The organism is Flavobacterium sp. 21.1 (assembly GCF_057801535.1).
The window spans coordinates 66587-89751 of record NZ_JBYNXA010000007.1 but is presented as its reverse complement, the minus strand read 5'-3'; the positions used below and the strand labels follow the sequence as shown (position 1 = coordinate 89751).

Sequence of the window (23165 nt, the reverse complement as noted above, 5' to 3'; positions counted from 1 at the left end):
TTACGGTAAAAATACACTACGAGAAATTGAGAAAAATCTCATTGATGTTTTTTTGGCCTGGAAATTGTATAGCGTATGAAAAACCGGAACTCATGAAAAGAATGGTCTTTTTTCTCATTGCTATATGCTTCATATCTTGTAAAGAATTCGCAAAACCTGAAGGAAATAATTATTATTTTGTTCAGCCGCAACCAGTGAATGAATCGGAGTTGTCAAAATTTCCGGCTGCTTTTCGGGGAGTATTCATGAATTCGGATTCGGTGTATATGGAAGTAAACGAAAGGACTATTCTTCGGAAGGTTATTAATAGGTCAAGAATCCACAAAAGTGAGCTGGATTCGATTAAGGATGAATTTAGCATTAGCGGTACTACCTATGTTTTAAAAGGTAGTGATGAGGTTTATCAGAGAAAAGATATTGGCGATTCCATCCAGTTTTCAAATACACAAATTGATACTTTGTTTGTCTTTTCAGACAGGCAGAAAGCTAAACGAATCAACAGAAATTTGATTTTGAATACAAGAGATTCTGTTTATTGGAATATTAAAATTTTAAATCTTGAAAAAGATATTCTTAAGCTTAAGTACATTTATTCTGATGAAGATCTAAAATTGATGGATTCAATAACAAAAATCAAATCGCAGAAGACAGACTCAATTTCGTATATAATAAGCCCTACCAAAAAAGAATTTAAAAAAATACTGAAATTACAGAAATTGGGAGAGGAGTATCAATTCAAAAAAATATCAAAATGAAAGCCATCAAAAAAAGTATGAAGATTCTTTTAAAAATTGTTTTAGGAATCGTAGCATTTCTCGCACTGTATGTTTTAGCAGTAGTGATTTTATCTCGTATTCCGGTAAACACAGATGTCGATGTACCCGAAAAAGGAATTGAGATCTATCTGCGTTCCAACGGGGTTCATACTGACATCGTAGTTCCGGTGAAAAATCAAGTAAAAGATTGGAGTCATGAAGTACGCTATCAGGATACGAAAGGAAAAGATACTACCGCAAACTATTTGGCTTTCGGCTGGGGTGATAAAGGATTTTATCTAAATACACCCACTTGGGCCGATTTGAAGTTCTCCACAGCGTTCAATGCGGCTACGGGCTTGAGTACATCCGCAATGCATTGTACTTTTTACAAAAAGATGAAAGAAGACGACCAGTGCAAGAAAATCATCATTACGGAAGAGGAGTATGCTAAACTGATAACATTCATTCAGGATTCTTTTGTGTTGAGTAACAATCAAATCGCTAAAATTGAAACCGATGCAGTCTATGGAAATAACGATGTTTTCTATGATGCAAAAGGCAGGTACAATCTATTTTATACTTGTAATACCTGGACCAATAGCGCCTTAAAAGCAGCGAATCAAAAAGCAAGTTTGTGGACGGTTTATGATAAGGGTATATTGATGCATTATGAGTGAGAAGGCAGACGACAGACGACAGACGACAGACGACAGACGGCAGAAAGCAGAAAGCAGAAGACAGATAGCAGACGGCAGATAGCAGACGATAGATCGTAGACGGCAGAAGAGAATAGGGAATAGAATTGGGTAAACTAATAATTTGCTAAATCTGGTAAATCTGCTAGAAATCGGTACATAGACAATATATTTAAGAAATGGGATATAAGATAGAGCTTTTGTCGCTTTTACTTTCCATTATGCCCAATCCCTTTTCCCTGCGTTGTGCTATCTGCGGTCTCCCTCTCGTCCCTTCTCTTTTCCCTTTCAACTTTTCCCTGCCGCCTGCCTTCTCCGTTTTTACTTTTCCCTTCTCCCTGCGTTCTGCTATCTGCGGTCTCCCTCTTGTCTCTTCCCTTTTCCCTGCTTCCTGCTATCTGCCTTCTGCTATCTCCCTTCTCCCTTTCAACTTGTCAATAACTTTGCGGGAAACCCTTTTTATTTACAGTGATTTACCTTATTTTAGCAGAAATTCCAAAATTTCTTTATGCTAGAGCAAAATCAGTACACCGAAGACAATATCCGTTCCCTCGACTGGAAAGAGCATATCCGTATGCGCCCCGGAATGTATATCGGGAAACTAGGCGACGGTTCTTCTCCCGATGACGGTATCTATATCCTTCTGAAAGAGGTGCTTGACAACTGTATTGACGAATTCGTAATGGGAGCCGGTAAAACCATTGAGGTTACCGTGAAAGACAAAACCGTTACCGTTCGAGACTACGGGCGAGGAATTCCGCTAGGGAAAGTGGTCGATGTAGTTTCCAAAATGAATACGGGAGGAAAGTACGATTCCAAAGCATTTAAGAAATCCGTTGGTCTGAATGGGGTCGGAACTAAGGCGGTAAATGCGCTTTCGACTTTCTTCAGAGTAGAATCCGTTCGTGATAACCAACAAAAAGCGGCAGAGTTTTCAGCAGGAAATCTGACTTTAGAAGAAGATGTTCAGGAAACCACAAAACGTAAAGGAACCAAAGTAACCTTCGTTGCCGATGATACTATTTTCAAGCATTATAAGTACCGTAACGAGTACATCATAAAAATGCTTAAGAACTACTGTTATCTGAATACCGGATTGACCATCATTTACAACGGTGAAAAATTCTATTCCGATAATGGTCTGAAAGATTTATTGGATGAGACCATTACCGAAGAAGATTCTGTATATCCGATCATTCACCTAAAAGGCGACGATATCGAAGTGGCCTTAACCCATAGTAAAACACAGTATTCCGAAGAATATTATTCATTTGTAAACGGCCAGAATACTACGCAGGGAGGAACGCACTTAGGGGCGTTTCGTGAAGCGATAGTAAGAACTGTAAAAGAATTCTACAATAAGAATTTTGAAGCATCCGATATTCGTAAATCGATTGTTTCCGCTATTTCGGTTAAAGTGGAAGAACCGGTTTTTGAATCGCAGACCAAAACCAAATTAGGTTCTACCGAAATGGGACCGGGACAGACATCGGTTCGTACCTTCGTAAACGATTTCATCAAAACCAAATTAGACAACTTCCTTCATAAGAATCCTGAAATCGCTGATGCATTATTGAAGAAAATCCTTCAGGCAGAACGTGAGCGTAAAGAACTTTCCGGAATCAGGAAATTGGCGAGAGACCGAGCTAAAAAGGCGAGTCTTCACAATAAAAAACTGCGTGACTGCCGGGTGCATTTAACCGATGCCAAAAATCCACGAAGCTTGGAGAGTACGCTTTTCATTACCGAGGGGGATTCCGCATCAGGTTCGATTACCAAATCGCGTGATGTGAATACGCAGGCGGTTTTTAGTTTGCGTGGTAAGCCTCTGAATTCGTATGGAATGACTAAGAAAATTGTATACGAAAATGAAGAGTTCAACTTGCTTCAGGCGGCTTTGGATATTGAGGAAGAAATGGAAAACCTGCGTTACAACAATATTGTAATAGCAACCGATGCCGATGTCGATGGTATGCACATTCGTTTGCTGCTGATTACATTTTTCCTTCAGTTCTTCCCGGAGTTAATCAAGGAAGGCCATTTGTACATTCTTCAGACGCCGCTTTTCCGTGTGCGAAACAAGAAAGAAACGATTTACTGTTATTCCGAAGACGAACGAAAATACGCCATCGATAAACTGAAACCAAAACCGGAAATCACCCGATTCAAGGGATTGGGAGAGATTTCACCTGACGAGTTCAAGCATTTCATTGGCGACAGTATTCGTCTGGAACCGGTAATGTTGGATAAGGCTACTTCGATTGAAACTTTACTTGAATTTTATATGGGTAAGAATACGCCTGACCGTCAGGAATTCATTATCAATAACCTGAAAGTGGAATTGGATACTGTTGAAGAGCTGACGAACTAAGAACAAGAACAAAAGAATTATAGACATAACTGTCAACTGTTAACTGAATACTGTTAACTTATCTATGAGCGAAGAAAACGAGAATATTGAAGATTTTACCCCGGAAGATAATCTTTCTGAAGGAACACATTCCGAAGAAAACCAGTCTTTTGAAGGTGAACATTTTTACGACCACGAAGAAAATCCTGAAGATACCATTACCAAAGTAACGGGTATGTACAAGGATTGGTTCCTGGATTATGCTTCTTACGTAATTCTGGAACGCGCCGTACCTGCGATCGAAGACGGATTTAAACCGGTACAACGCCGTATCATGCACTCCATGAAAGAGTTGGATGACGGACGTTACAACAAAGTAGCGAACGTGGTCGGACACACCATGCAGTATCACCCTCACGGAGATGCGAGTATCGGGGACGCCATGGTGCAAATCGGTCAGAAGGATTTACTGATCGATTGTCAAGGGAACTGGGGAAATATTTTAACCGGTGATGGTGCCGCCGCTTCCCGTTATATTGAGGCAAGAATATCAAAATTCGGTTTAGAGGTTTTGTATTCGCCAAAAATTACCGAATGGGGTGTTTCCTATGACGGACGTCGTGCCGAACCAATCAATTTACCAGTAAAATTCCCGTTATTGTTGGCACAGGGTGGGGAAGGTATTGCTGTTGGTTTGTCGACCAAGATCCTGCCTCATAATTTCAATGAATTAATCGATGCTTCGATAAAAATACTGAAAGGAAAGCCTTTTACTTTATTCCCGGATTTCCCTACTGCCGGTATTGCTGACGTTTCTAACTATAATGACGGAATGCGTGGCGGGCGCGTAAGGGTACGTGCGAAGATTTCGCAGTTGGATAAACAGACACTGGTAATTACCCAAATTCCGTTTTCAACCAATACTTCATCATTGATTGACAGTATTCTGAAAGCGAATGAAAAAGGGAAAATCAAAATCAAGAAAATTGAAGATAATACCGCTGCTGAGGTTGAAATTTTAATTCATCTGCCGCCAGGTGTTTCTCCCGATAAAACCATTGATGCACTTTACGCTTTCACGGCTTGTGAAACATCGATTGCGCCGCTTGGCTGTGTAATTGAGCATCACAAACCGAGATTTATCGGCGTATCGGCCATGCTTAAAATTTCAACGGAAAGAACGGTTGATTTACTGCGTCAGGAATTGGAAATCCAATTGCAGGAGTTGGAAACGAAATGGCATTTCTCAACTTTAGAGAAGATCTTCATCCGTGAAGAAATGTACATCGACTTTAAATTGTATTCGGATAGAGAATCGTTATACGAATACATGTACAAACGCTTCGAGCCATTCCGAAAATTACTGATGCGTGATATTGTCGATGAAGATTTACAAAAGTTGACCCAGATCCCAATGATCCGTATCACGCGTTTCGACTCCGATAAAGCAGATGAATTAATCGCTAAGTTGGAAGATGAAATGGCGCAGGTAAAACATCATTTGGCGAATCTTATTGAGTTTGCAATTGACTATTTCGTTAAACTGAAAGAGAAGTACGGAAAAGGTCGTGAGCGTCAGACTGAAATCCGCAATTTCGATACTATTGAAGCTACGAAAGTGGTTTTAAGAAATACGAAATTGTATGTTAACCGAGAAGAAGGATTCATCGGAACCGGACTGAAAAAAGACGAATATGTTGCTGATTGTTCGGATATTGATGATGTGATTGTATTTCTTCGTGATGGCAAAATGATGATATCTAAAGTAGATGAAAAGAAATTCGTTGGGAAGGACATCATTCACGTGGCGGTTTTCGATAAAAACGACAAGCGTACGATTTACAATATGATCTACCGCGACGGAAAATCCGGTTCATCATTTATAAAGCGTTTTAATGTTTCGGGAGTTACCCGTGATAAAGCGTATGACCTGACACAAGAAAAACCAGGCTCACAAGTATTGTATTTTTCTAATAATCCGAATGGCGAAGCAGAGGTAGTAACTATTTTACTGCGTCAGGTAGGAAGCGTGAAAAAACTGAAATGGGATTTGGATTTTGCCGATATTGCCATCAAAGGAAGAGCTTCCAAAGGAAATACGGTAGCCAAATATCCAATCAAGAAAATAGAACTGAAAGAGAAAGGAATTTCGACATTACGACCTCGTAAGATCTGGTTTGACGATACCGTTCAGCGTTTGAACGTGGATGGGCGAGGCGAGCTGTTAGGTGAATTCCGTCCGAACGACCGTTTGCTGATCATTAATCAATCGGGTAAACTTAAAACCATTATTCCGGAACTTACCACGCATTTCGACGAAGATATGATCATCCTCGAAAAATGGCATAAGACCAAACCTGTTTCGGCCATTTATTATGATGGAGAAAAAGAACGTTATTATGTGAAGCGCTTCCTTGTGGAAAATGAAAATAAGGAAGAGATTTTTATTTCGGAGCACGAAAAGTCGCAGTTGGAAATTGTTTCCACTGATTGGCGTCCTGTTGCTGAAATTGTTTTTGCCAAGAGCAAAGGCGTTCAGAAGGAAAACCAGATCATCGATATGGAACAATTCATTGCCGTGAAAGGTATTAAAGCATTAGGAAACCAATTGACGACTGATAAACTGAAACAGGTTAATTTATTGGAATCCTTGCCTTATGAAGAACCTGTTGAGGAAGTAGTTGAAACGGAAACAGGTCCGAGTGCCGAGTTGACTGACTATAACATCGAACTGGATGATGACGGTCAGATAACTTTGACTTTGGAATAGCAAAAACAATAAAAAAGCTCTCAATTTGAGAGCTTTTTTATTTATTACTGTTTGATTATTTTGTAATTCAGAGATTTGTCCGTCCAGTTTATTTTTATGAAATAAACGCCTGAGGCAAGGGCAGAAAGATCAAAAGTAGAATTAGTACCATTAATGATTAATGATTTTCCGCTTAAATCTACCACTTCAACACTTAGATAATCATTATAGGTGTTGATCGTAATGTAATCTTTTGTAGGGTTAGGGTAGATCGTTACCTCTTTATTTTGAGTAAAACCAGTTGTAGCTAAGGTTACAGTATTATCCAGATAATCCGCAATTCCGTTGCTGTTCGTGTCATCATCCAAAGGAGAACCGTTATGGTTGTAATCTTCATTGATTGACAATACACCATCTCCATCATCATCATTATCTTGAAAATTTAAGATACCGTCGTTATCCGTATCTTCAAAATTTATGTCGTTGTCGTTGTTCAGATCTTCCATTCTGTTTGCTATTATATCACCATCATAATCTCCGGTAGGATCTATAGTAGTCAGTATATAACCTGCATAAGACAAGAAATTTAAATCATTCGGATTATAATTTGGGCCACCCCCTACATAGTCTATATGTACATAACTATTTTCCGCATATTGAACTTGGTTGGTATAAAAGGCTGTAGTAATAGCACCATAGCGTCCAAATATTACTACGGTATAACCTGAAAGATCAAAACCAGCAATAGAAGCTTTGTTTCTTATGTGTGTAGTTAATCTGTTTATGTCAAATGAGGCATAGCCATCATTATTTTCGTCAAAGGCATAATAGTAATTGAAGCCGGGAGGAGGAGATTGGGCAAATAAATTGCTTAACGAAAACAGTAATAGTAGAAGTGTAATTGTTTTTTTCATGGCTAAATTCTTTTTTGAGTCTTAAGTAAGTTGACAGATTGTGGCATGAATTTTAAAACTTAATTCTAAGTTTTAAAATGTAAATATAGTCTTTTTATTACTTTTTTTGGCATAAAAAAGAAAAAGTCGGAAATATTAACTGTGGTGCTACAGAATCGATTTTTCTGCAAAAAAAAAACCCTCAATAGTGAGGGTTTTTTTAATCGTATTAATCTGTAATATCTCTGTCCTCAAGATTTTTGTCAATAATCTTATTGTTATGAAGTTTAACCGGATTTTTGCTTTTCTTCATGCGTAAATTCAGGAATTCGACAAACAACGAGAAGAAGATGGAGAAGTACAGATAACCTTTCGGAATACTGTTGACTTCCTGACCTCCAAAGAAGGTAAAATGAGCCAAATGAGAACCTTCCGCTAAAAGCATTACTCCAATCAATATTAAGAACGATAGTCCAAGAATTTGAATCGTTGGGTGTTCGTTTACGAATTTACTAACCGGGCCGGCAAAGATCATCATAATGGCAATGGATATGATGATGGCAAGGATCATGATAATTAAAGCACCATCATAACCAAATCCGCCTTGGGAAGGATCTTTCATGCTAATCAATCCAACCGCTGTTAAGATACTGTCGAATGAGAAAACTAAGTTTAACAAAGCAATCTGAATAATTGCGGCGGATAAGGTATTGCTGGCTTTACCTTTTTCGCTGTCTTCTTCACCTTCCAATTTATGGTGAATTTCCGTAACGGATTTGTAAAGAAGGAATAAACCTCCCCCGAATATAATAATACTCTGACCTGTTACCCCGGCACTGAAGAAACTCAGGTCGACATGAAATAAAACTTCCTGCAGACTCAAAACCCAGGTAATTCCGAAAAGCAAAACGATACGAAACGCCATAGCCAATAAAAGACCTATTCTTCTTGCTTTCGGCTGGTCTTCCTCTCTTAATTTTCCGGAAACGATGGAAAGGAAAACGATGTTGTCGATTCCGAGGATGATTTCAAGAAAAGTTAAAGTTAATAGGGCGATCCAAGCATCAGGGTTTAATAATAATTCCATTTTTTTTATATAAATTTTGCTGTTAAACGTATGCTAATCGACTTTTGTTACAGTGCCGCGCTGTTTTTTTGTGTCGCCAACGAAAGCATATTCAAAAGTATAGCCTTTCTCGCTGGTAGTCAGTATTTTCATTGCGATGGATTTTTTTTCCTGCATGTTTTTCGGATGCAGTTTCTGAAGAACAAATTCGCAATCGTTTACCCAACGTACGGAAGCGGTATCCGTTTTTCCGTTGAAGGTTTCAATCTGAAAGTTGTCGGTTCTTTCAAAAACCGATTTTTTCTGTTCCCCGTTTATTTCCTGAACGAATTCAAATTTTCCGGTTTTAAAATCTTTGCAGTTACGTTCCTGCTGGTAACACGAAGCTGCCAGAATGCATAACGGAAGTAGATATAGTTTTTTCATGATTGGTTAGATTTGAAGAATTTAAAAGCAGATAAAAATAGCTGCAGTCGGTATTATTAACTATTAAAAATCATAGGGAATTTTATTTGAGCTTGTCCAGTTCATCATCCGTGAAATACTTGTCGGTTTTCTCTTTAGAGAATTTATCAGCATTGTATTGGTTGGATTTGTTTTTGGGAATGGAAAGACTCGTCCATTCCGTTTGTTTTAGCATTTTGGCGTAAAATACGATTTGACCGACATGATAAGGATAATGAGCCAGCTGACGGTTAATAGCCTCCATTACAGAGTGACCTTCATTTCTGATGTAGATTATCTGGGATAGCTGATTAGGTTCCAACGAATTAAGCGCATCAAAAAAACAGGTCCATCCTTTTTCCCAGGAAGCCATTACTTCTTCTTTGGTTGTGAAGGTTTGTTCGAATTCACCATCCCGGTTGCGCCATTCTTTTTCGCCATCGGATGTAAGGAAATCGGTCCAACGCGACAACATATTTCCGGAAAGGTGTTTAACGATTACAGCAATGGAATTCGTATCGTCGTTAACAGCAACAAAAAGCTGTTCCCGTTCCAATTGTTCAATAGCTTTTTCTCCAATAGTTTTATAATAGAGAAAGAGTTTCTTTGCACTTTCGAGATATGATTTATCGGTCTCCATCGAATAAACTTTTTACCATGGTTTGTATTCCTTTAAACATCAGAAACATTGATGCGATGCAAAACAATATACCTAATCCGAGAATTGGTATATAAAACGGATGTCCTTGGTTTTTAAACGAACTGTGAATTATGGTTGGTCCGATAAACATTAATGGCAGTGCAAATGCCAGATACCTGATTCCTTTTATTAATAAAGCTTTATTTGTTCCCATAATCTAAAATATGATCTGAAGTCCATATCCGTTGGCGTTCGCCAGGATATTCATTTTAAAATCGGATGTGTCTCCGGTTGTTTTTAATCCTTTGTTATAGATGTCAACAGCCTTTTCAAGTTTTTTTGTTCTTCCCGACATGATTGGGATAGCCGCTACTATAAAACCGGCACCTACATAGGTAAATCCTGATGGATAATCCGCATCTGAAACGGCACCTTTTACAATATCCCCAATAATTAAACCAGCTCCCGCACCAATTAAAAAACCTCCCCAGGCCTCTTTAGTTTTGGCTGTTTTAAAATACTTATAGGCTTCAGGATTGGTTATCATAAGCTGCTTTGTTTCATACGTTGAAATCTGGGCACCTTCCTTGAAAAATTTTCCTTTTTTCATCGATATTTCCTGAGCAGAAGTCATTGTAAGGATAAAAAGGCAAAATAAAGTAAGCAGTTGTTTCATTGGGTCTTTTTTTTGATGTATATTTCTTTTTAAAAGCTGTTTTTTAAACTCTCCTGATTTATTGTTAACTTAGAGAGTAGGTTGATAATTAAACCATTAAGGTTAAATATACAATAATTTTAATTTCGTAGCCAGACGTTTTATTTACTATAATTTTCAACAGCCTTTCTAACACTTCCGTGTTTTTCCAGCAATGCTTTTGCTTCCTCATAAGAAACGGGGATTTCACCCATTATCATACGAACACCGCGATCGATTAATTTTACATTACTCAGCTGCATGTCAACCATTTTATTACCTTTCACACGACCCAACTGTATCATTGCAGTTGTGGAAATCATGTTTAAAACCAGTTTTTGAGCTGTTCCTGCTTTCATGCGGCTGCTTCCTGTTACGAATTCCGGTCCTACGACAACTTCTATTGGGAATTTAGCTGTTTGTGATAATGGACTTCCTGAATTGCAGGTAATGCATCCGGTGATGATATTATTGTCGTTGCATTTTTCCAGTCCGCCGATGACATAAGGTGTTGTTCCTGATGCTGCGATTCCGATGACTACGTCATTTTCGTTGATATCCCATTCAGATAAATCTTTCCAGGCCTGTTCTTTGTCATCTTCAGCAAATTCCACAGCTTTTCGGATGGCAGTGTCCCCGCCGGCAATGATTCCGATAACCAAATCGAACGGAACCCCGAAAGTCGGAGGACATTCGGAAGCATCTACAATTCCTAATCGTCCTGACGTTCCTGCTCCGATGTAAAACAATCTTCCGCCTTTTTTTATCTGTTCCACAATCTTGGAAACCAGGATTTCAATTTGCGGCAATGCTTTTTCGACGGCTAGTGGAACGGTTTTGTCTTCGTTATTGATATTGGTCAGTAAATCGTGAACGGACATTTTTTCAAGATGCTCGTAATTTGAGGATTGTTCTGTGGTTTTGGTAAAAGTCATTTTATAAGTTGCTAAGTGGCTTAGGTTCAAAGTTACAAAGTTTCTTTTTTATTGAGCGTTTAATTTGAAGCAGTTTTTCGCGTGAGGGATTACTTCACCTAGTTTTTATTTTTTATATGTGTTCAGTGAACTACGTTTGTAGTGGAAATCCTTTTTTGTTTAGACAAAACGTCATTTTTTAGCGAAACGTTCTAACAAAAAAGATTGCAACGGATAGCCCGACCCTTGTGGTCACGCCCAAATCTACATAAAATACGCCAATACGATTCCGAGTAAGATAGCCGAAAGTTTTGCCATGTTGAATTTGTGTCCGTCACTCGTTTCAAATATGATTGTTGACGAGATATGGAACAGGATTCCGATGACAAAAGCTGTAATTTCTGCATAGAAATGGGTTATCATCGGTATTTTTTCCGAAGCGATTGTTCCAAGGGGTGTCATGGCTGCAAACGCCAGCATGAAAATCACGATTGAAGGTTTGTTTAAGTGTGAAGCGCTTAAGAACGTAGTCAGGATAATGGCGATAGGGAAGTGGTGGACCGCAATTCCCCAGGCCAGATCCTGGTGCTGACTTACCGGCATACCTTCCATTAAAGCATGAAGACATAAACTGATGAATAACGACCATGGAATGTGATACATGTGGTCGTGGCCGTGTACATGTCCGTGTTCCGCGCCCTGGGAGAAATATTCAAGTACGATCTGAAACACAATTCCGAACATGATGAAAAAACCGATGTTACCGTGTATGTGACTGTCGGAAACTGCATGATGCGTCGATTCGTAAACTGTTGGTAATAAATGGGAAACCGTTAGTGCCAATAAGAAAGAACCACTGAAAGCCAGCAGCACTTTGAGGTTTTTTTTGCTTTTCGGTTTGAAAAAAGTGGCTACCACATATCCCAAAATAACCGAAAGTAATGGCAGTAGGTATATCATATTATTTGAATATCATTATGAGGCGTTGCGAATCGTTTTTATAGAATTTGCGCAGTTTGTAGTCACCGAAAACATCCAAAAGATAAATTCCGGCTTCTTCCATCATCTGTTCAAAATCGTTTAAAGTTAAGGCTTTTACTTTTTCCGTGAAATGAAAATGTTGTCCGTCGGCATCAAAATCGATTTCTTTGAAGATATGGTTGTCTTTTACGTAACGTTTTATGTGAAAATCAATACCGTCAACAGTTTTAACTTCTTCGGGAACCAAATTATCGATCACGTAATTTACATTCATGAAGTCGATTACCCCAAAACCGTATTCGGAAAGGCTGTCGTGAATTGCTTTTAAAGTGGTAAAGTTATCATCGTCGTTTTCAAAATACCCGAAACTTGTGAACAGATTAAAAACGGCATCAAATTTTTCTTCGAACGGAAGACGCATATCGTGTACCGTGAAATGCAGTTTTTCGTTGGCCGCTGCAGAAGCTTCCGCAATACTGTTTTCGGATAGGTCGGCTCCGGTTACGTCAAAACCGAGTGTGTTCAGGTACATGGAATGACGTCCTTTTCCGCAGGCCAGATCCAGAATTTTAGCATCATCCGGAAGGTTTAGATAATGGGTAAGGTTATCCATGAAATGATGCGCTTCCGCTTCATCACGTTCTTTGTATAAAATATGATAGTAAGGAGTATCGAACCAGGAGGCAAACCAGTTTTCGGTAGATTTTTTTTGTGCGTCTGACATGTATTCTTCTGTTGGAGGATAATTAATCTTGCAAATTTAACGTATTTTTGCCGATGCAATCAAGAAGAGGCAAGAAAATAGAAACAAGAAAAAAGAAGTTTCTGAAATAGGAGTGTTTTGCTTTTACGATTGAATTTAAATTATGGAACAGAATTTTAAAATGATTGCCAAGACTTTTTTTGGCTTCGAGGAAATATTAGCAAAGGAGTTGCGCCAGTTGGGTGCACAAAATGTTGAGATAGGAACCCGCATGGTAAGTTTTGTGGGGGATAAAGGATTTATGTACAAAGCGAACTTAGCATTGCGATCAGCTTTAAAAATTCTTAAGCCTATTTATCAGTTCCGGGCCTTTAACGAAGCAAGTTTGTACAAAGGCATTCAGGGGATTGACTGGTCACAGTATTTAAATGAACATCAGGCTTTTGTGGTGGATGTGACTTTGCATTCGGAACATTTCAATCATTCGCAATTTGTGGCTTTGAAAACTAAAGATGCCATTGTGGATCAGTTCCGTGATAAATTTGGAAAACGTCCGAGCATCGACAGGGATTTTCCGGATTTGAGAATCAATATCCACATCGACCGTGACCAGTGTTCGGTTTCTTTAGACAGTTCGGGAGATTCATTACACCACAGAGGATATAAAACAGCTACCAATATTGCGCCAATTAATGAAGTTCTGGCGGCTGGAATGTTGTTGCTTTCCGGTTGGGATGGTCAGGGTGATTTTATAGATCCGATGTGTGGTTCGGGAACTATTTTAGCAGAGGCTGCTATGATTGCTTGCAATATTCCGGCTAACATCAATCGTAAGGAATTTGCTTTTGAGCGTTGGAATGACTGGGATAATGAATTGTTTGATCAGATCATGAATTCACTTATGAAGAAAGTCAGAGAGTTTCATTATACCATTACGGGATATGACAAAGCGCCATCAGCAGTGATGAAGGCGAAAGACAACATTAAAAATGCTAATCTGGACGAGTATGTGAAAATTTCAGAGCGTAATTTCTTCGATACTGAAAAGGAAACCCGAGGACCATTGCATATGGTTTTCAACCCACCGTACGGAGAGCGTTTGGACATACAAATGGAACGTTTCTACCGAGAAATCGGAGACACCTTGAAGCAAAGTTATCCGGGAACCAATGCGTGGTTCATCACTGCGAATCTGGAAGCGCTTAAATTCGTCGGCCTAAAACCTTCACGAAAAATTAAACTTTTCAATGGTAAACTGGAAGCGCGTTTGGTGAAATATGAAATGTATGAAGGAAGTAAACGTACTAAGTTCCAGAATAACGATAAAGAGTAATAAGTTGCAGAATTTCAACTTATAACCCATAATTTATAACTCATAATTTTTAGAGATGAATTTAAAAACCAAATCACTGTTATATAATTTTATTGGCTTTGCCTTATTGTTCATTGTGATACGCTTCGTGGCTGATATGTTCACAAATCTTTCGGGGTTTTTATTGCCGCTGACGGCTGCCGTAGCTGCGACGTTATTAGCGCCAAAATTTCAGGTGGTAAGAACGAATGATGGGGAGAAGCTGTTCATGAAATGGTTGTTTATTAAAGGAGTGAAGGAGATCAGGTAATGATTCCTTTTGAATATAAAAATCCCAAATTCAGTTAATTCCGGATTTGGGATTTTTCTTTGATATGTCATGTTCGTTCACATTTATTTTTCGGTAGGCATAAGGATATCATTTTTATCCGGGCCACCAAAACCAAAATTTAGTGAGAGCAATGAAATAAGGGTTCCTCCATCAAAATTAAAAACCGGCTTGAAAGCATTACCCAATTGATAAGATACTACAATCTGTTCGGTTAGCCTGTAGCTGAAAGTACCGATGTATTGAAAATCGCTGGAATTTTCCTTAAGATATAATGGATTGCCTGAACTGTCCTGAGCTACTTCCGTCAGCGATGTACTGGTTCTGCCAGTAGCTTCAAATTCAATAGTGAATTTCTTGAAATTGCCCGAGACCGAAATACCATAATCAAAAGTGTTATCATATAAGTTGTTATCCGGAAAGTATTTCTGAAAATAGTCCTTGAAATAATGCTCATAACGAAAAGTTGCGCTTGCCTTTAGAAAATCCAGGTTTTTACTAAAATTATAAGAAGGTGTCAACCAAATCGCATATTTTGGCACGACCGAAAATTCAAAATCGTTAGTTGGAAAATTAAGATGAATAGCCGTCGCAAAATCGATCGCCATTCCCTGACGGTTCGTAATATAGGATTTGAACTCGTTATAATTTCCTCCGACAATTTTGGTCACAATATCAACAACAGAGGTAAAATAATCATCCTTTTTTTCGGCATCAAACTCCAGTGCATCAATATCGGTGTAAATTTTATCAGCAATGACATCTACTTCTTTCTGTGATTTGGTTTTCAATTCTTTATAAATCAATTTTGGAAGTATTTTTTTGATTTCAGCGGTATAATCATCTTTACCTGCATTCGGATTTTGGTCACTGATACTGTCAAGTTTCATTATCAGTGTTGTGTTAATGGCCATCCTATTTCTTAAGGTGATGATATACTCTTTTATCTTCTTTTTATCAGTAGTATTACCGAAAAACAAAGAAGTACGGTATCCCATTGCAACACTCTTAGTCTCGGTACTGTCCTGTAATTGGAATTTTTGGGTAGAAGCAACTGAAAAAGAAGAATTTCTCACTAATTGCAAAAATCCGGTTTTAGGATACAGATAATCTTCAAGGCTGATCCCTCGGTTGACTGCCCAATACGGCATGAATTCTAACCCAAAATCGTTCGGGACGATACCGTTTCCGTCACTGTCTGTAAAATTAGAATACAATGCTGTTTCCAGAGCCCTGAATGACTTTGGTTGCAACATAACGCTGGGCTGCATTCCCAAAATGGATGCTGCCGGCGAAGCTGGTTTTGTGAGCGGATTTAATTTTTCCTGGGAAAAGCCACTTACCGCGAAAAGTACACCAAAGAACAAAATTATTCTTTTCATAACTTTATGAATTTGATTTTTAAGATAATAAAAACATCCTCGGCTTCTGATTTTTTATTTTCGTGACGTTGCAGCAAAGTCGAATTAATGTAATACTCAACAATGATGTCGTCCGTTACAGGAATAGGGTTAGTAATGTTACTGTAAACAGCGGTTTTGGATTTTGTAAGTGTCTTCAATAATCCAAGGTTCGCACTTCCCGAGTCAATAATAACTTTTCCGTCTCCAGATGAGGGAATGTGAATTAGGGTATGTCCGACATTTCCGTTGGAAATCATTTTGACCGTGAAAATAATTTCTTCATCTTCTCTTCCGGTGTACGTTAACTTTTCGTAGCGATAAATTTTGCTCATAATACTATATTTTGTTAGTTATTGTTTGACGAAATACTATTCACATTCTGGAGGTGGGCCGAAAAATGCTGGTTAAAATAAAAGTATAAAATAAAGGAATGTATTTTTCATTGTAAGATATTTTTGTCAAAAATTTATAAAAACTGAAAAAAAACTTTTTTTATTTTATGCGAGCCCCTAAATATTCTTTTATTTTGAAAAATAAAGTATGTTTTTTCCTATTTTATTAATCACGTCCTATTTAATGGAATAAAAAAATCCCAAATCCAGCATGCCTGAATTTGGGATCTTTAAAATTAGTAATGTTCTTTACTTCGAACGCTTATAGAACGGAATAAAATAGCTTACACTGTAATTAAATCCTACACCGAAATTTCCACCTTCATAAGTACGGTTGAAACCGGGAATGAATAAGTTGTCAAAATTATCAGGTTTCTTTTCGGTTACCATATAATTTAATCGAACCGAAAATCCTAAAAACAGGTTGTTTACCAGTTCCGCTTTAATACCCGTTACTACTTCGAGCCAACTGGCATTCAGTCCCTCAAATTTTTGCCCTGACTGGATAGTTGTTTCTCCATAATAGGGATTTGTATTGTAAATACTGTAACTGTTTAGTTGCTGGGAAAATGAACTTCCTGCATAACGCATTCCCACGTAAATCATATTTTCCATGTCCAGCCAGTTCCCGTAGGTGTTGTAATCAAAACCAACTTTCACATAACTTCCGTTGGCGGTAAAATTCAACTGGTCTTCATCAACGGTCTTCTTTTCGTTTCCGAACTCACCCGCGATGTAAACTTTCTTCGAAAACCGATAATCGGCAACGATTTCAAATCCTTTATAGTTATCGCTGTCGTATAGGGATTTTGCCAATCGGTGAAGATCGGCTCCGACACGAATTCCATAACGTTCTGTTTTGGGTTTTTTGACAGTATCTTTTACTTTTTCCTGTGCTGATAATGTTGTGATTGAAACCAACATTAAAGCTATGCTAAAAATAGATTTTAATGTGTGTTTCATTTTCATTATTGATGTTTGGTTGAGATACAAATCGTGATAAAATCCAAAGTGCGCCATCATCGGCTAAAACCGGATCTTCGTTTAGCTGAAAAACTGTTTTATAACCACAAGCTCTTGACACATAAACGTCCGTTCTTGTGTAATTAAAAATCAGTTCATCTGTATTATCATTATTTGGGTCAGTGTCGCTTCCATTTTGAATAAATTGAAGTACGGTTTGGTCTTCGTTTGTTCTTAGAGGAACTTTTATTTTACTAACGCCGTTAAAAGCAAAACCACTTGGAAAACCGGATGCTACCACACCAAGGTTGGTAACGGGTTTTAAAGTTTCCGGATTGGCTGCATCATAAAATTCAATTACCAGATTTGGTGTTGTCGGCGTTCCTTCCGCGCAGATATCATCTTTTTCGCAACTCCAGAAGGAATTGGCGGCTATCAACGAAAGGGCGATTATGGTTAGTTTTTTCATCTTTTTTTTCAATTCCGAAATCTAACTTCTTTTTTCTAAAAGTACAACATTTTCCACATGATGCGTTTGCGGGAACATATCCACCGGACGAACACGCGTTACTTTGTACATTTCATCCATTAAAGCCAGGTCACGAGCCTGTGTAGCCGAGTTACAACTAACATAAACCACTTTTTCAGGAGCAATGCTCAGAATTTGTTTTACTACATCAGCGTGCATTCCGTCACGAGGTGGATCGGTGATGATTACATCCGGATGTCCGTGGGTTTTGATGAATTCATCGTTGAACACATTTTTCATGTCGCCTACAAAGAATTCACAATTGGTAATGTTGTTGCGTTTCGCGTTTTCTTTTGCATCGGCAATTGCTTCGGGAACGGCTTCCACACCAATTACCTTTTTAGCTTTTTTCGAAACAAATTGTGCAATAGTTCCGGTTCCGGTATATAGATCGTAAACCAGTTCTTCACCGGTTAATCCTGCAAATTCTCTGGTGATGGAATATAATTCGTAAGCTTGGGCAGAGTTCGTCTGATAGAAAGATTTCGCATTAATGCTGAAATTCAGTCCTTCCATTTCTTCCAGAATATAATCTCTTCCTTTGAAAAGGATGATTTCCTGATCGTATAAGGTATCGTTGGCTTTCTGATTGATAACATATTGCAATGATGTGATTTCAGGGAAACGCTCCGCAAGGAAATTCATCATTAAGTCACGTTTTACCTTATCATCTTCAAAAAACTGGATCAGTACCATTATTTCTCCGGTTGAGGCGGTACGGATCATTAAAGTTCGTAACAACCCTTCATGGGTTCTTGGATTGAAGAACGACAGATCGTTTTCATTGGCAAATCTTCGGATTTCATTTCTGATATCGTTAGACGGATCCTGCTGTAAATGACATTTGTTGATATCCAAAATCTTATCCCACATCTTAGGAATATGGAATCCAACGGCATTCTTGTTATCCAGTTCGTTGCCTGAATCGATTTCTTCCTGCGTCATCCAACGTGAGCTCGAGAAACCGAATTCCATTTTATTTCTGTAGAAAAACTGTTCTTTCGATCCCAAGATTGGTTCAAACTCAGGTAATTCAATTTTTCCGATTCTTTTCAAATGATTGTAAACTTCCTGATTTTTATAGAACAATTGCTGCTCATACTTCATGTTCTGCCATTTACAGCCACCACAAACACCAAAATGTTCGCAAACCGGTGTTGTTCTGTGTTCTGAAAATTCATGGAATTTTATCGCTTTTCCTTCAAAGTAGGATTTACGCTTTTTAAATGTCTGAACGTCAACTACGTCGCCAGGAACGACATTAGGTATAAATATAACCTGACCTTCTGGGGCTTTTGCCACCGAAACGCCTTTTGCACCTGCATCAAGGACTTTTACGTTTTCGAATACGATTTTGTCTGTTTTTTTTCTTCCCATGGCGCAAAGATAAGGAAACAGTAGTCAGTTATTAATAATTGGAGCCGAGTTTTTATCGTAAGAATATGGTTAATAAAATCTCAATTAACATAAAATTAGTAAAGGGTTACTCTCGTAATAAATATTTTCGTTTGATATCTAACTGATGGTTATGCAAAAAATTTACGTTTTCTTAGTTTTTATGGGCCTTTCAACAACCTTGTTTTCACAATCTAAACTAGCAGGAAAAGTTCTGGATGAAAATAGTTTTATCCCGGATGTTGAAGTGATAAATGCCACTAAGAATCTGATTGCAAAAACGGATAGTAACGGAAGTTTTCAAATTTCTGCAGATGTAAATGATGAAATCGTCTTTTATTCAAAAAATTATAAGGAACGGCGTCTAAAGGTAAAAAAAGAAGATTTAAGCTCTGAAAACCAAATTGTTTTACAAACGAAAGAGATTGAATTAGATGAACTTAAGATTGAAAAAACACCAACTGTAAAAGTTGATTTGAGTTATGAAGCTCTGAAAACCGAAAAAATTAACAGAGACCAATCCAGACCACAACCCGTAGGTGTTTATACAGGAGAAATTCCCAACGGAATTGATTTTATAGCAATTGGCGGGAAATTGGTTAATGCAGTGAGCAATCTCTTTTCTGATGGAGAAAAAAAGAAAAAACCGGGCAAAGCAGAAAATTTTAGTGTTGTCGCAAAATATAGGTTTAATAATGATTTTTTTATCCGAAAACTGGATCTGAATGAAAATGAAATTGATTTGTTTCTGACTTTTTGTGAAATGGATAAAACGTCTAAAGAATTTAACAGAAAATCAGGAGAACTGGAATTGATGGATTATCTGTTTAAAAAGAGAAAGGAGTTTAAATAGCGATTTTCCGAAGATCACTGTCGGAACAGACACAAAAAAAATACGCCTTTGTTTAAAGACGTATTCCAAATAAAAGAAAAGTATGAATTAATAATAGATCGCGAAAGTTCCGTTTGTGACCGTAACAGGGGCTATCACACCGCCTGTATCCTGCATTGTTCCTGAAAAGGTTCCTTTAAGTTTTTTTTCAGTGTTTTCCCCAATGCTAACCGTAAAAGATTCCATGGGATTAGGCTGATAGTAATTATTGGATTCCAAATATTGTACAAAGAATACTTCACCACTATCTCGGGTCAGGTTCAGTTCAAAAGTGTTGTTAGGGTCATCAGCTGTGTGAGCTGTAATTTCTACGTCAGTATAATCTCCATAATCAATAACGTTTGCGTTTATTACTTTGAAGTTTTTCTGAACACCATTAATTTTAGCAGTAAAAGTATCTTCAGGTGTTGTGGGAGTTGGAGTATTATTTTCGTCATCCTTTGAACATGATGAAAGGAAACTGACCGACAGTATTGCAAAAAGCAGAATAATTTTTTTCATAATCTGGGTATTTTAAGTTCAACATTCAGTGAATTTAGCCATAATTGATGAATTTCTTTTTTTGTAAATGGTTAAAATCGTTGTTGTTAACTGTAAAATCGGCAAGCAACAAGTAAAGGGAAATTAGTTTGTTAGAAATTCATTCGTATTTTTGAATTCCTTTATTTGAAATAAATCGACATCAGTATGAAAACCCACTTAGCGCTTTTACGCGGAATCAATGTATCCGGACACAATATGATCAAAATGGAAGACCTTAAAGCTTTGCTGGAGCGTGTTGGGTTTGTTAATGTGCGGACATACATTCAATCAGGAAATGTTTTCATTGATTCGGAAGAAGAACATGCGCAGAGCGTAGGATTTAAAATCAAACAGGAAATCTTCAAAGAATGGGGTTATGATGTCCCGATCATTGTAATCAATAAAAATGATTTGGAAGCTTCCCTTAAAAATAATCCCTACCTGAAAGAGAAGGATGTTGATACCAAAAAGCTGTATTTCACTTTCATCTCAAAGGAATTAAGCGATAACAGCATTCATGAACTGAAAATGAGCCAGGTTAAACCGGATGAAGCGGTAATCGACAAAAACCGAATTTATATTAAATATGCAGTTGGAGCAGGGAAGACCCGTTTCGATCAGAAATACATAGAAAAAAAGCTAAATGTAACGGCAACCATGCGAAACCTGAATACCGTTACCAAGCTTTTGGAAATGTATAATGAGTAGTTAGTAGTTGTTTAAAGTTCGAATAAAAGCGACTAAATCCTGAATTTCTTTTTTAGAAAGGTTCAGTTTGTCCACTGGCAAAGTCTGATTCTCTAAATTTATATTGATCCCTGAGCCGCCACCGCGGTTGTAGAAGTCGATCACTTCCTCTAAAGTGTTGTAAACGCCGTTGTGCATATACGGAAAGGTAATGGCACTGTTCCGGACTGTCGGCGTTTTGAAAGCATGTTTTTTCAAGGGCGCTTTTGTTACCAGATATTCTCCTAAATCGGTATCAACAACAGCATTTTTTGTTGAATTTTTCGACGGAACACCCAGAACTTCACTCTCCGTTTCATTAAAAAGAGGAGGGACACAGCCGTTAAAAAGCGGAAAGAAATGACAGGTGGCGCATTTGGCTTTTCCCATATACAGGTTAAACCCGTTTTTTTCATTTTGTGAAAGCGAACTTTTTCCGCGAAGGTAATTGTCGAATTTGGAATTCAACTTCGATAAGGAGCGTACATAACTAGCCAACGCCTTTAACAGATTTTGTTCTGTAATTTCCTTATCATTCGGATAGACTTTCTGAAATTCGGCCTGGTATTTAGAACTGGATTTCACTTTTTCCAGTGCATCAGCAAAACTTCCGTGCATTTCATCTTTATTGTTGATGACCGCTTTGGCCTGATCTTCAAGATAATTCACACGTCCGTCCAAAAACAATGTACTCTGGAAACCTGAATTTAAAAGAGTAGGTGTATTTCTGGATAAAGCTTTAGATGCAACAGCCTTTGTATTATGATCCGCATAACCTTGAGAAGGGATGTGACAACTTACGCAGGAAACATTATTGTTCCCGCTTAAAATGGTGTCAGAGAAAAGTTGTTTGCCTAACGAAATTTGATTTTGAGAAGGATTTCTATTATAGGCAGGCGCAAAATAATTAACGTTGAAAGCGGTTTCTTCAAAAACTGAAGGTGCGTCAAAATTGAGAGCGCCCGGATACGGATTGTTTTTAATATTCAGTTGTTTCTGGATCTGATGAATTTTTTTCGAAATAGGAATGCAGTACTTTTCGATAAATGTGGCACGGTCAAAAGTGTCGAAATTTTGATTGGAATTCAGATAAGCAGCGGTTTCATCCAGTAATTTTGAAAACCATTTATCTTCCTTGAAAAGGCTGACAGTCTCCCCAATACTTTCAATGACAACTTTAGTTTCCGGAAGCGAATGCAGAGTGACAGGCGAATCAAATCCCGAAATTCCCAGGCTCATCATTCGTAACATAGCTAATTTTTGGGCTTCAAAGATATTGCTGTCGGAGAGTTGGATGTTTTTAATGGTCATTATTGCTGCTTGCGCATAACCATTTAAAATTCCAATCTCTTTCCGAAGTTCCAGCCAATCCGTTTCATCTGAAAAAAGCAATTCTTCCACTTTTTGAAATCCGCTCGCTTGTTCTTCTTTACGGCTGTTTTCGTTAATGTCATTTCTGTCGATGGGAGCTCCATTTAATTTCAAGGCTGTTTCCGGAAGATAAAATGCCAAAATCGCTTCTGTTTTTTTGTATGACAGACGCGCTTCTTTGAATTTCTGTTGTGCCGACTTTTTATCTAAATCGTTTTGGACGATCTCATTCAACTCGGCCGTTTTTTTCGCAAAATCAATATAATTTTTGAAAAGAAGATGCTTGGTTTTTTCGGATGGAGGAATAGATCCGAATTCTTTTTTCTGACAGGAAATAAAACAAATTATAGACAAGAAAAGGATAATGGTTTTCTTCATGCTGGGGAAATTGAAAATTAGGAACATGATGGCTCACGTTCCTAATTTGTTACTAGTTTTATATTAA

At 37.9% G+C, this 23165-nt stretch carries 24 protein-coding genes; 8 read left to right on the top strand and 16 right to left on the bottom strand.

Annotated features, from left to right (window positions below; genetic code table 11):
* Positions 1-26: 26 nt before the first annotated feature.
* The 4 genes from AC3E9U_RS15795 (at position 27) to AC3E9U_RS15780 (ending at position 6573) form a co-directional block, all read left to right on the top strand.
* Entirely contained in the window at positions 27-755 is a 729-nt protein-coding gene (locus tag AC3E9U_RS15795) for a hypothetical protein (protein WP_488747895.1), read from the top strand.
* A complete protein-coding gene (locus AC3E9U_RS15790; RefSeq protein ID WP_488747894.1) occupies positions 752-1435 on the top strand; it encodes a TIGR02117 family protein in 684 nt (227 codons plus the stop codon). The genes AC3E9U_RS15795 and AC3E9U_RS15790 overlap by 4 nt, the downstream gene beginning before the upstream one ends.
* Before the next feature lie 526 nt (positions 1436-1961).
* On the top strand, positions 1962-3824 hold the full coding sequence (locus AC3E9U_RS15785; RefSeq protein ID WP_488747893.1) for a DNA topoisomerase IV subunit B: 1863 nt from the start codon (positions 1962-1964) through the stop codon (positions 3822-3824).
* A 64-nt stretch (positions 3825-3888) separates the two neighbouring features.
* The gene (locus AC3E9U_RS15780) at positions 3889-6573 is read left to right on the top strand and encodes a DNA gyrase/topoisomerase IV subunit A (protein ID WP_488747892.1); all 2685 of its coding nucleotides are present in this window, start codon (positions 3889-3891) and stop codon (positions 6571-6573) included.
* A gap of 44 nt (positions 6574-6617) precedes the next feature.
* On the opposite strand, the gene AC3E9U_RS15775 is transcribed toward AC3E9U_RS15780, so the two are convergent.
* The 9 genes from AC3E9U_RS15775 to AC3E9U_RS15735 form a co-directional block, all read right to left on the bottom strand.
* A complete protein-coding gene (locus tag AC3E9U_RS15775; RefSeq protein ID WP_488747891.1) occupies positions 6618-7466 on the bottom strand; it encodes a T9SS type A sorting domain-containing protein in 849 nt (282 codons plus the stop codon).
* A gap of 208 nt (positions 7467-7674) precedes the next feature.
* Entirely contained in the window at positions 7675-8532 is an 858-nt protein-coding gene (locus tag AC3E9U_RS15770; RefSeq protein ID WP_488747890.1) for a TerC family protein, read from the bottom strand.
* Positions 8533-8565: 33 nt separating this feature from the next.
* The gene (locus tag AC3E9U_RS15765) at positions 8566-8937 is read right to left on the bottom strand and encodes a DNA topoisomerase IV (RefSeq protein WP_488747889.1); all 372 of its coding nucleotides are present in this window, start codon (positions 8935-8937) and stop codon (positions 8566-8568) included.
* 82 nt (positions 8938-9019) lie between these two features.
* Positions 9020-9595: a DUF1572 family protein gene (locus AC3E9U_RS15760; protein WP_488747888.1), complete on the bottom strand. Its 576-nt coding sequence runs from the start codon at positions 9593-9595 to the stop codon at positions 9020-9022.
* Entirely contained in the window at positions 9582-9809 is a 228-nt protein-coding gene (locus tag AC3E9U_RS15755; RefSeq protein WP_488747887.1) for a DUF6095 family protein, read from the bottom strand. Before AC3E9U_RS15755 ends, AC3E9U_RS15760 begins: the two co-directional genes overlap by 14 nt.
* Positions 9810-9812: 3 nt before the next feature.
* Complete coding sequence (locus AC3E9U_RS15750; protein ID WP_488747886.1) at positions 9813-10271, bottom strand: hypothetical protein; 459 nt, start codon at positions 10269-10271, stop codon at positions 9813-9815.
* Positions 10272-10411: 140 nt separating this feature from the next.
* On the bottom strand, positions 10412-11224 hold the full coding sequence (gene murQ, locus AC3E9U_RS15745; RefSeq protein ID WP_488747916.1) for an N-acetylmuramic acid 6-phosphate etherase: 813 nt from the start codon (positions 11222-11224) through the stop codon (positions 10412-10414).
* A 243-nt stretch (positions 11225-11467) separates the two neighbouring features.
* Positions 11468-12163 carry a ZIP family metal transporter gene (locus AC3E9U_RS15740; RefSeq protein ID WP_488747885.1) on the bottom strand — a complete coding sequence of 232 codons (696 nt, stop codon included), beginning with the start codon at positions 12161-12163 and terminating at the stop codon, positions 11468-11470.
* Position 12164: 1 nt separating this feature from the next.
* Positions 12165-12908, bottom strand: a complete 744-nt coding sequence (locus AC3E9U_RS15735) for a class I SAM-dependent methyltransferase (RefSeq protein ID WP_488747884.1) — start codon at positions 12906-12908, stop codon at positions 12165-12167.
* Positions 12909-13050: 142 nt separating this feature from the next.
* Here AC3E9U_RS15735 and AC3E9U_RS15730 point away from each other — a divergent pair, with 142 nt between their 5' ends.
* Both AC3E9U_RS15730 and AC3E9U_RS15725 read left to right on the top strand, forming a co-directional pair.
* On the top strand, positions 13051-14220 hold the full coding sequence (locus AC3E9U_RS15730) for a THUMP domain-containing class I SAM-dependent RNA methyltransferase (RefSeq protein ID WP_488747883.1): 1170 nt from the start codon (positions 13051-13053) through the stop codon (positions 14218-14220).
* A 55-nt stretch (positions 14221-14275) separates the two neighbouring features.
* Positions 14276-14509: a hypothetical protein gene (locus tag AC3E9U_RS15725; RefSeq protein ID WP_488747882.1), complete on the top strand. Its 234-nt coding sequence runs from the start codon at positions 14276-14278 to the stop codon at positions 14507-14509.
* Between the two features lie 83 nt (positions 14510-14592).
* Here AC3E9U_RS15725 and AC3E9U_RS15720 read toward each other — a convergent pair whose 3' ends face one another.
* From AC3E9U_RS15720 to rlmD, 5 genes are all read right to left on the bottom strand, one after another.
* A complete protein-coding gene (locus AC3E9U_RS15720) occupies positions 14593-15909 on the bottom strand; it encodes a hypothetical protein (protein ID WP_488747881.1) in 1317 nt (438 codons plus the stop codon).
* Positions 15906-16262: a hypothetical protein gene (locus AC3E9U_RS15715; RefSeq protein WP_488747880.1), complete on the bottom strand. Its 357-nt coding sequence runs from the start codon at positions 16260-16262 to the stop codon at positions 15906-15908. The genes AC3E9U_RS15720 and AC3E9U_RS15715 overlap by 4 nt, the downstream gene beginning before the upstream one ends.
* 309 nt (positions 16263-16571) lie before the next feature.
* Positions 16572-17285, bottom strand: coding sequence for a DUF6048 family protein (locus AC3E9U_RS15710; protein WP_488747879.1), 714 nt, complete (start codon positions 17283-17285; stop codon positions 16572-16574).
* Entirely contained in the window at positions 17257-17754 is a 498-nt protein-coding gene (locus AC3E9U_RS15705) for a DUF6452 family protein (protein WP_488747878.1), read from the bottom strand. Before AC3E9U_RS15705 ends, AC3E9U_RS15710 begins: the two co-directional genes overlap by 29 nt.
* Positions 17755-17775: 21 nt before the next feature.
* Complete coding sequence (gene rlmD, locus AC3E9U_RS15700; protein WP_488747877.1) at positions 17776-19191, bottom strand: 23S rRNA (uracil(1939)-C(5))-methyltransferase RlmD; 1416 nt, start codon at positions 19189-19191, stop codon at positions 17776-17778.
* A 151-nt stretch (positions 19192-19342) separates the two neighbouring features.
* On the opposite strand from rlmD, the gene AC3E9U_RS15695 reads away from it, so the two are divergent.
* Complete coding sequence (locus AC3E9U_RS15695) at positions 19343-20062, top strand: carboxypeptidase-like regulatory domain-containing protein (RefSeq protein WP_488747876.1); 720 nt, start codon at positions 19343-19345, stop codon at positions 20060-20062.
* 87 nt (positions 20063-20149) lie between these two features.
* Here the strand turns inward: AC3E9U_RS15695 and AC3E9U_RS15690 are convergent, their stop codons facing one another.
* On the bottom strand, positions 20150-20602 hold the full coding sequence (locus AC3E9U_RS15690) for a hypothetical protein (protein ID WP_488747875.1): 453 nt from the start codon (positions 20600-20602) through the stop codon (positions 20150-20152).
* A gap of 186 nt (positions 20603-20788) precedes the next feature.
* On the opposite strand from AC3E9U_RS15690, the gene AC3E9U_RS15685 reads away from it, so the two are divergent.
* Positions 20789-21331, top strand: coding sequence for a DUF1697 domain-containing protein (locus AC3E9U_RS15685; protein WP_488747874.1), 543 nt, complete (start codon positions 20789-20791; stop codon positions 21329-21331).
* Here the strand turns inward: AC3E9U_RS15685 and AC3E9U_RS15680 are convergent, their stop codons facing one another.
* Positions 21332-23098: a cytochrome-c peroxidase gene (locus AC3E9U_RS15680; protein WP_488747873.1), complete on the bottom strand. Its 1767-nt coding sequence runs from the start codon at positions 23096-23098 to the stop codon at positions 21332-21334.
* Positions 23099-23165 lie beyond the last annotated feature (67 nt).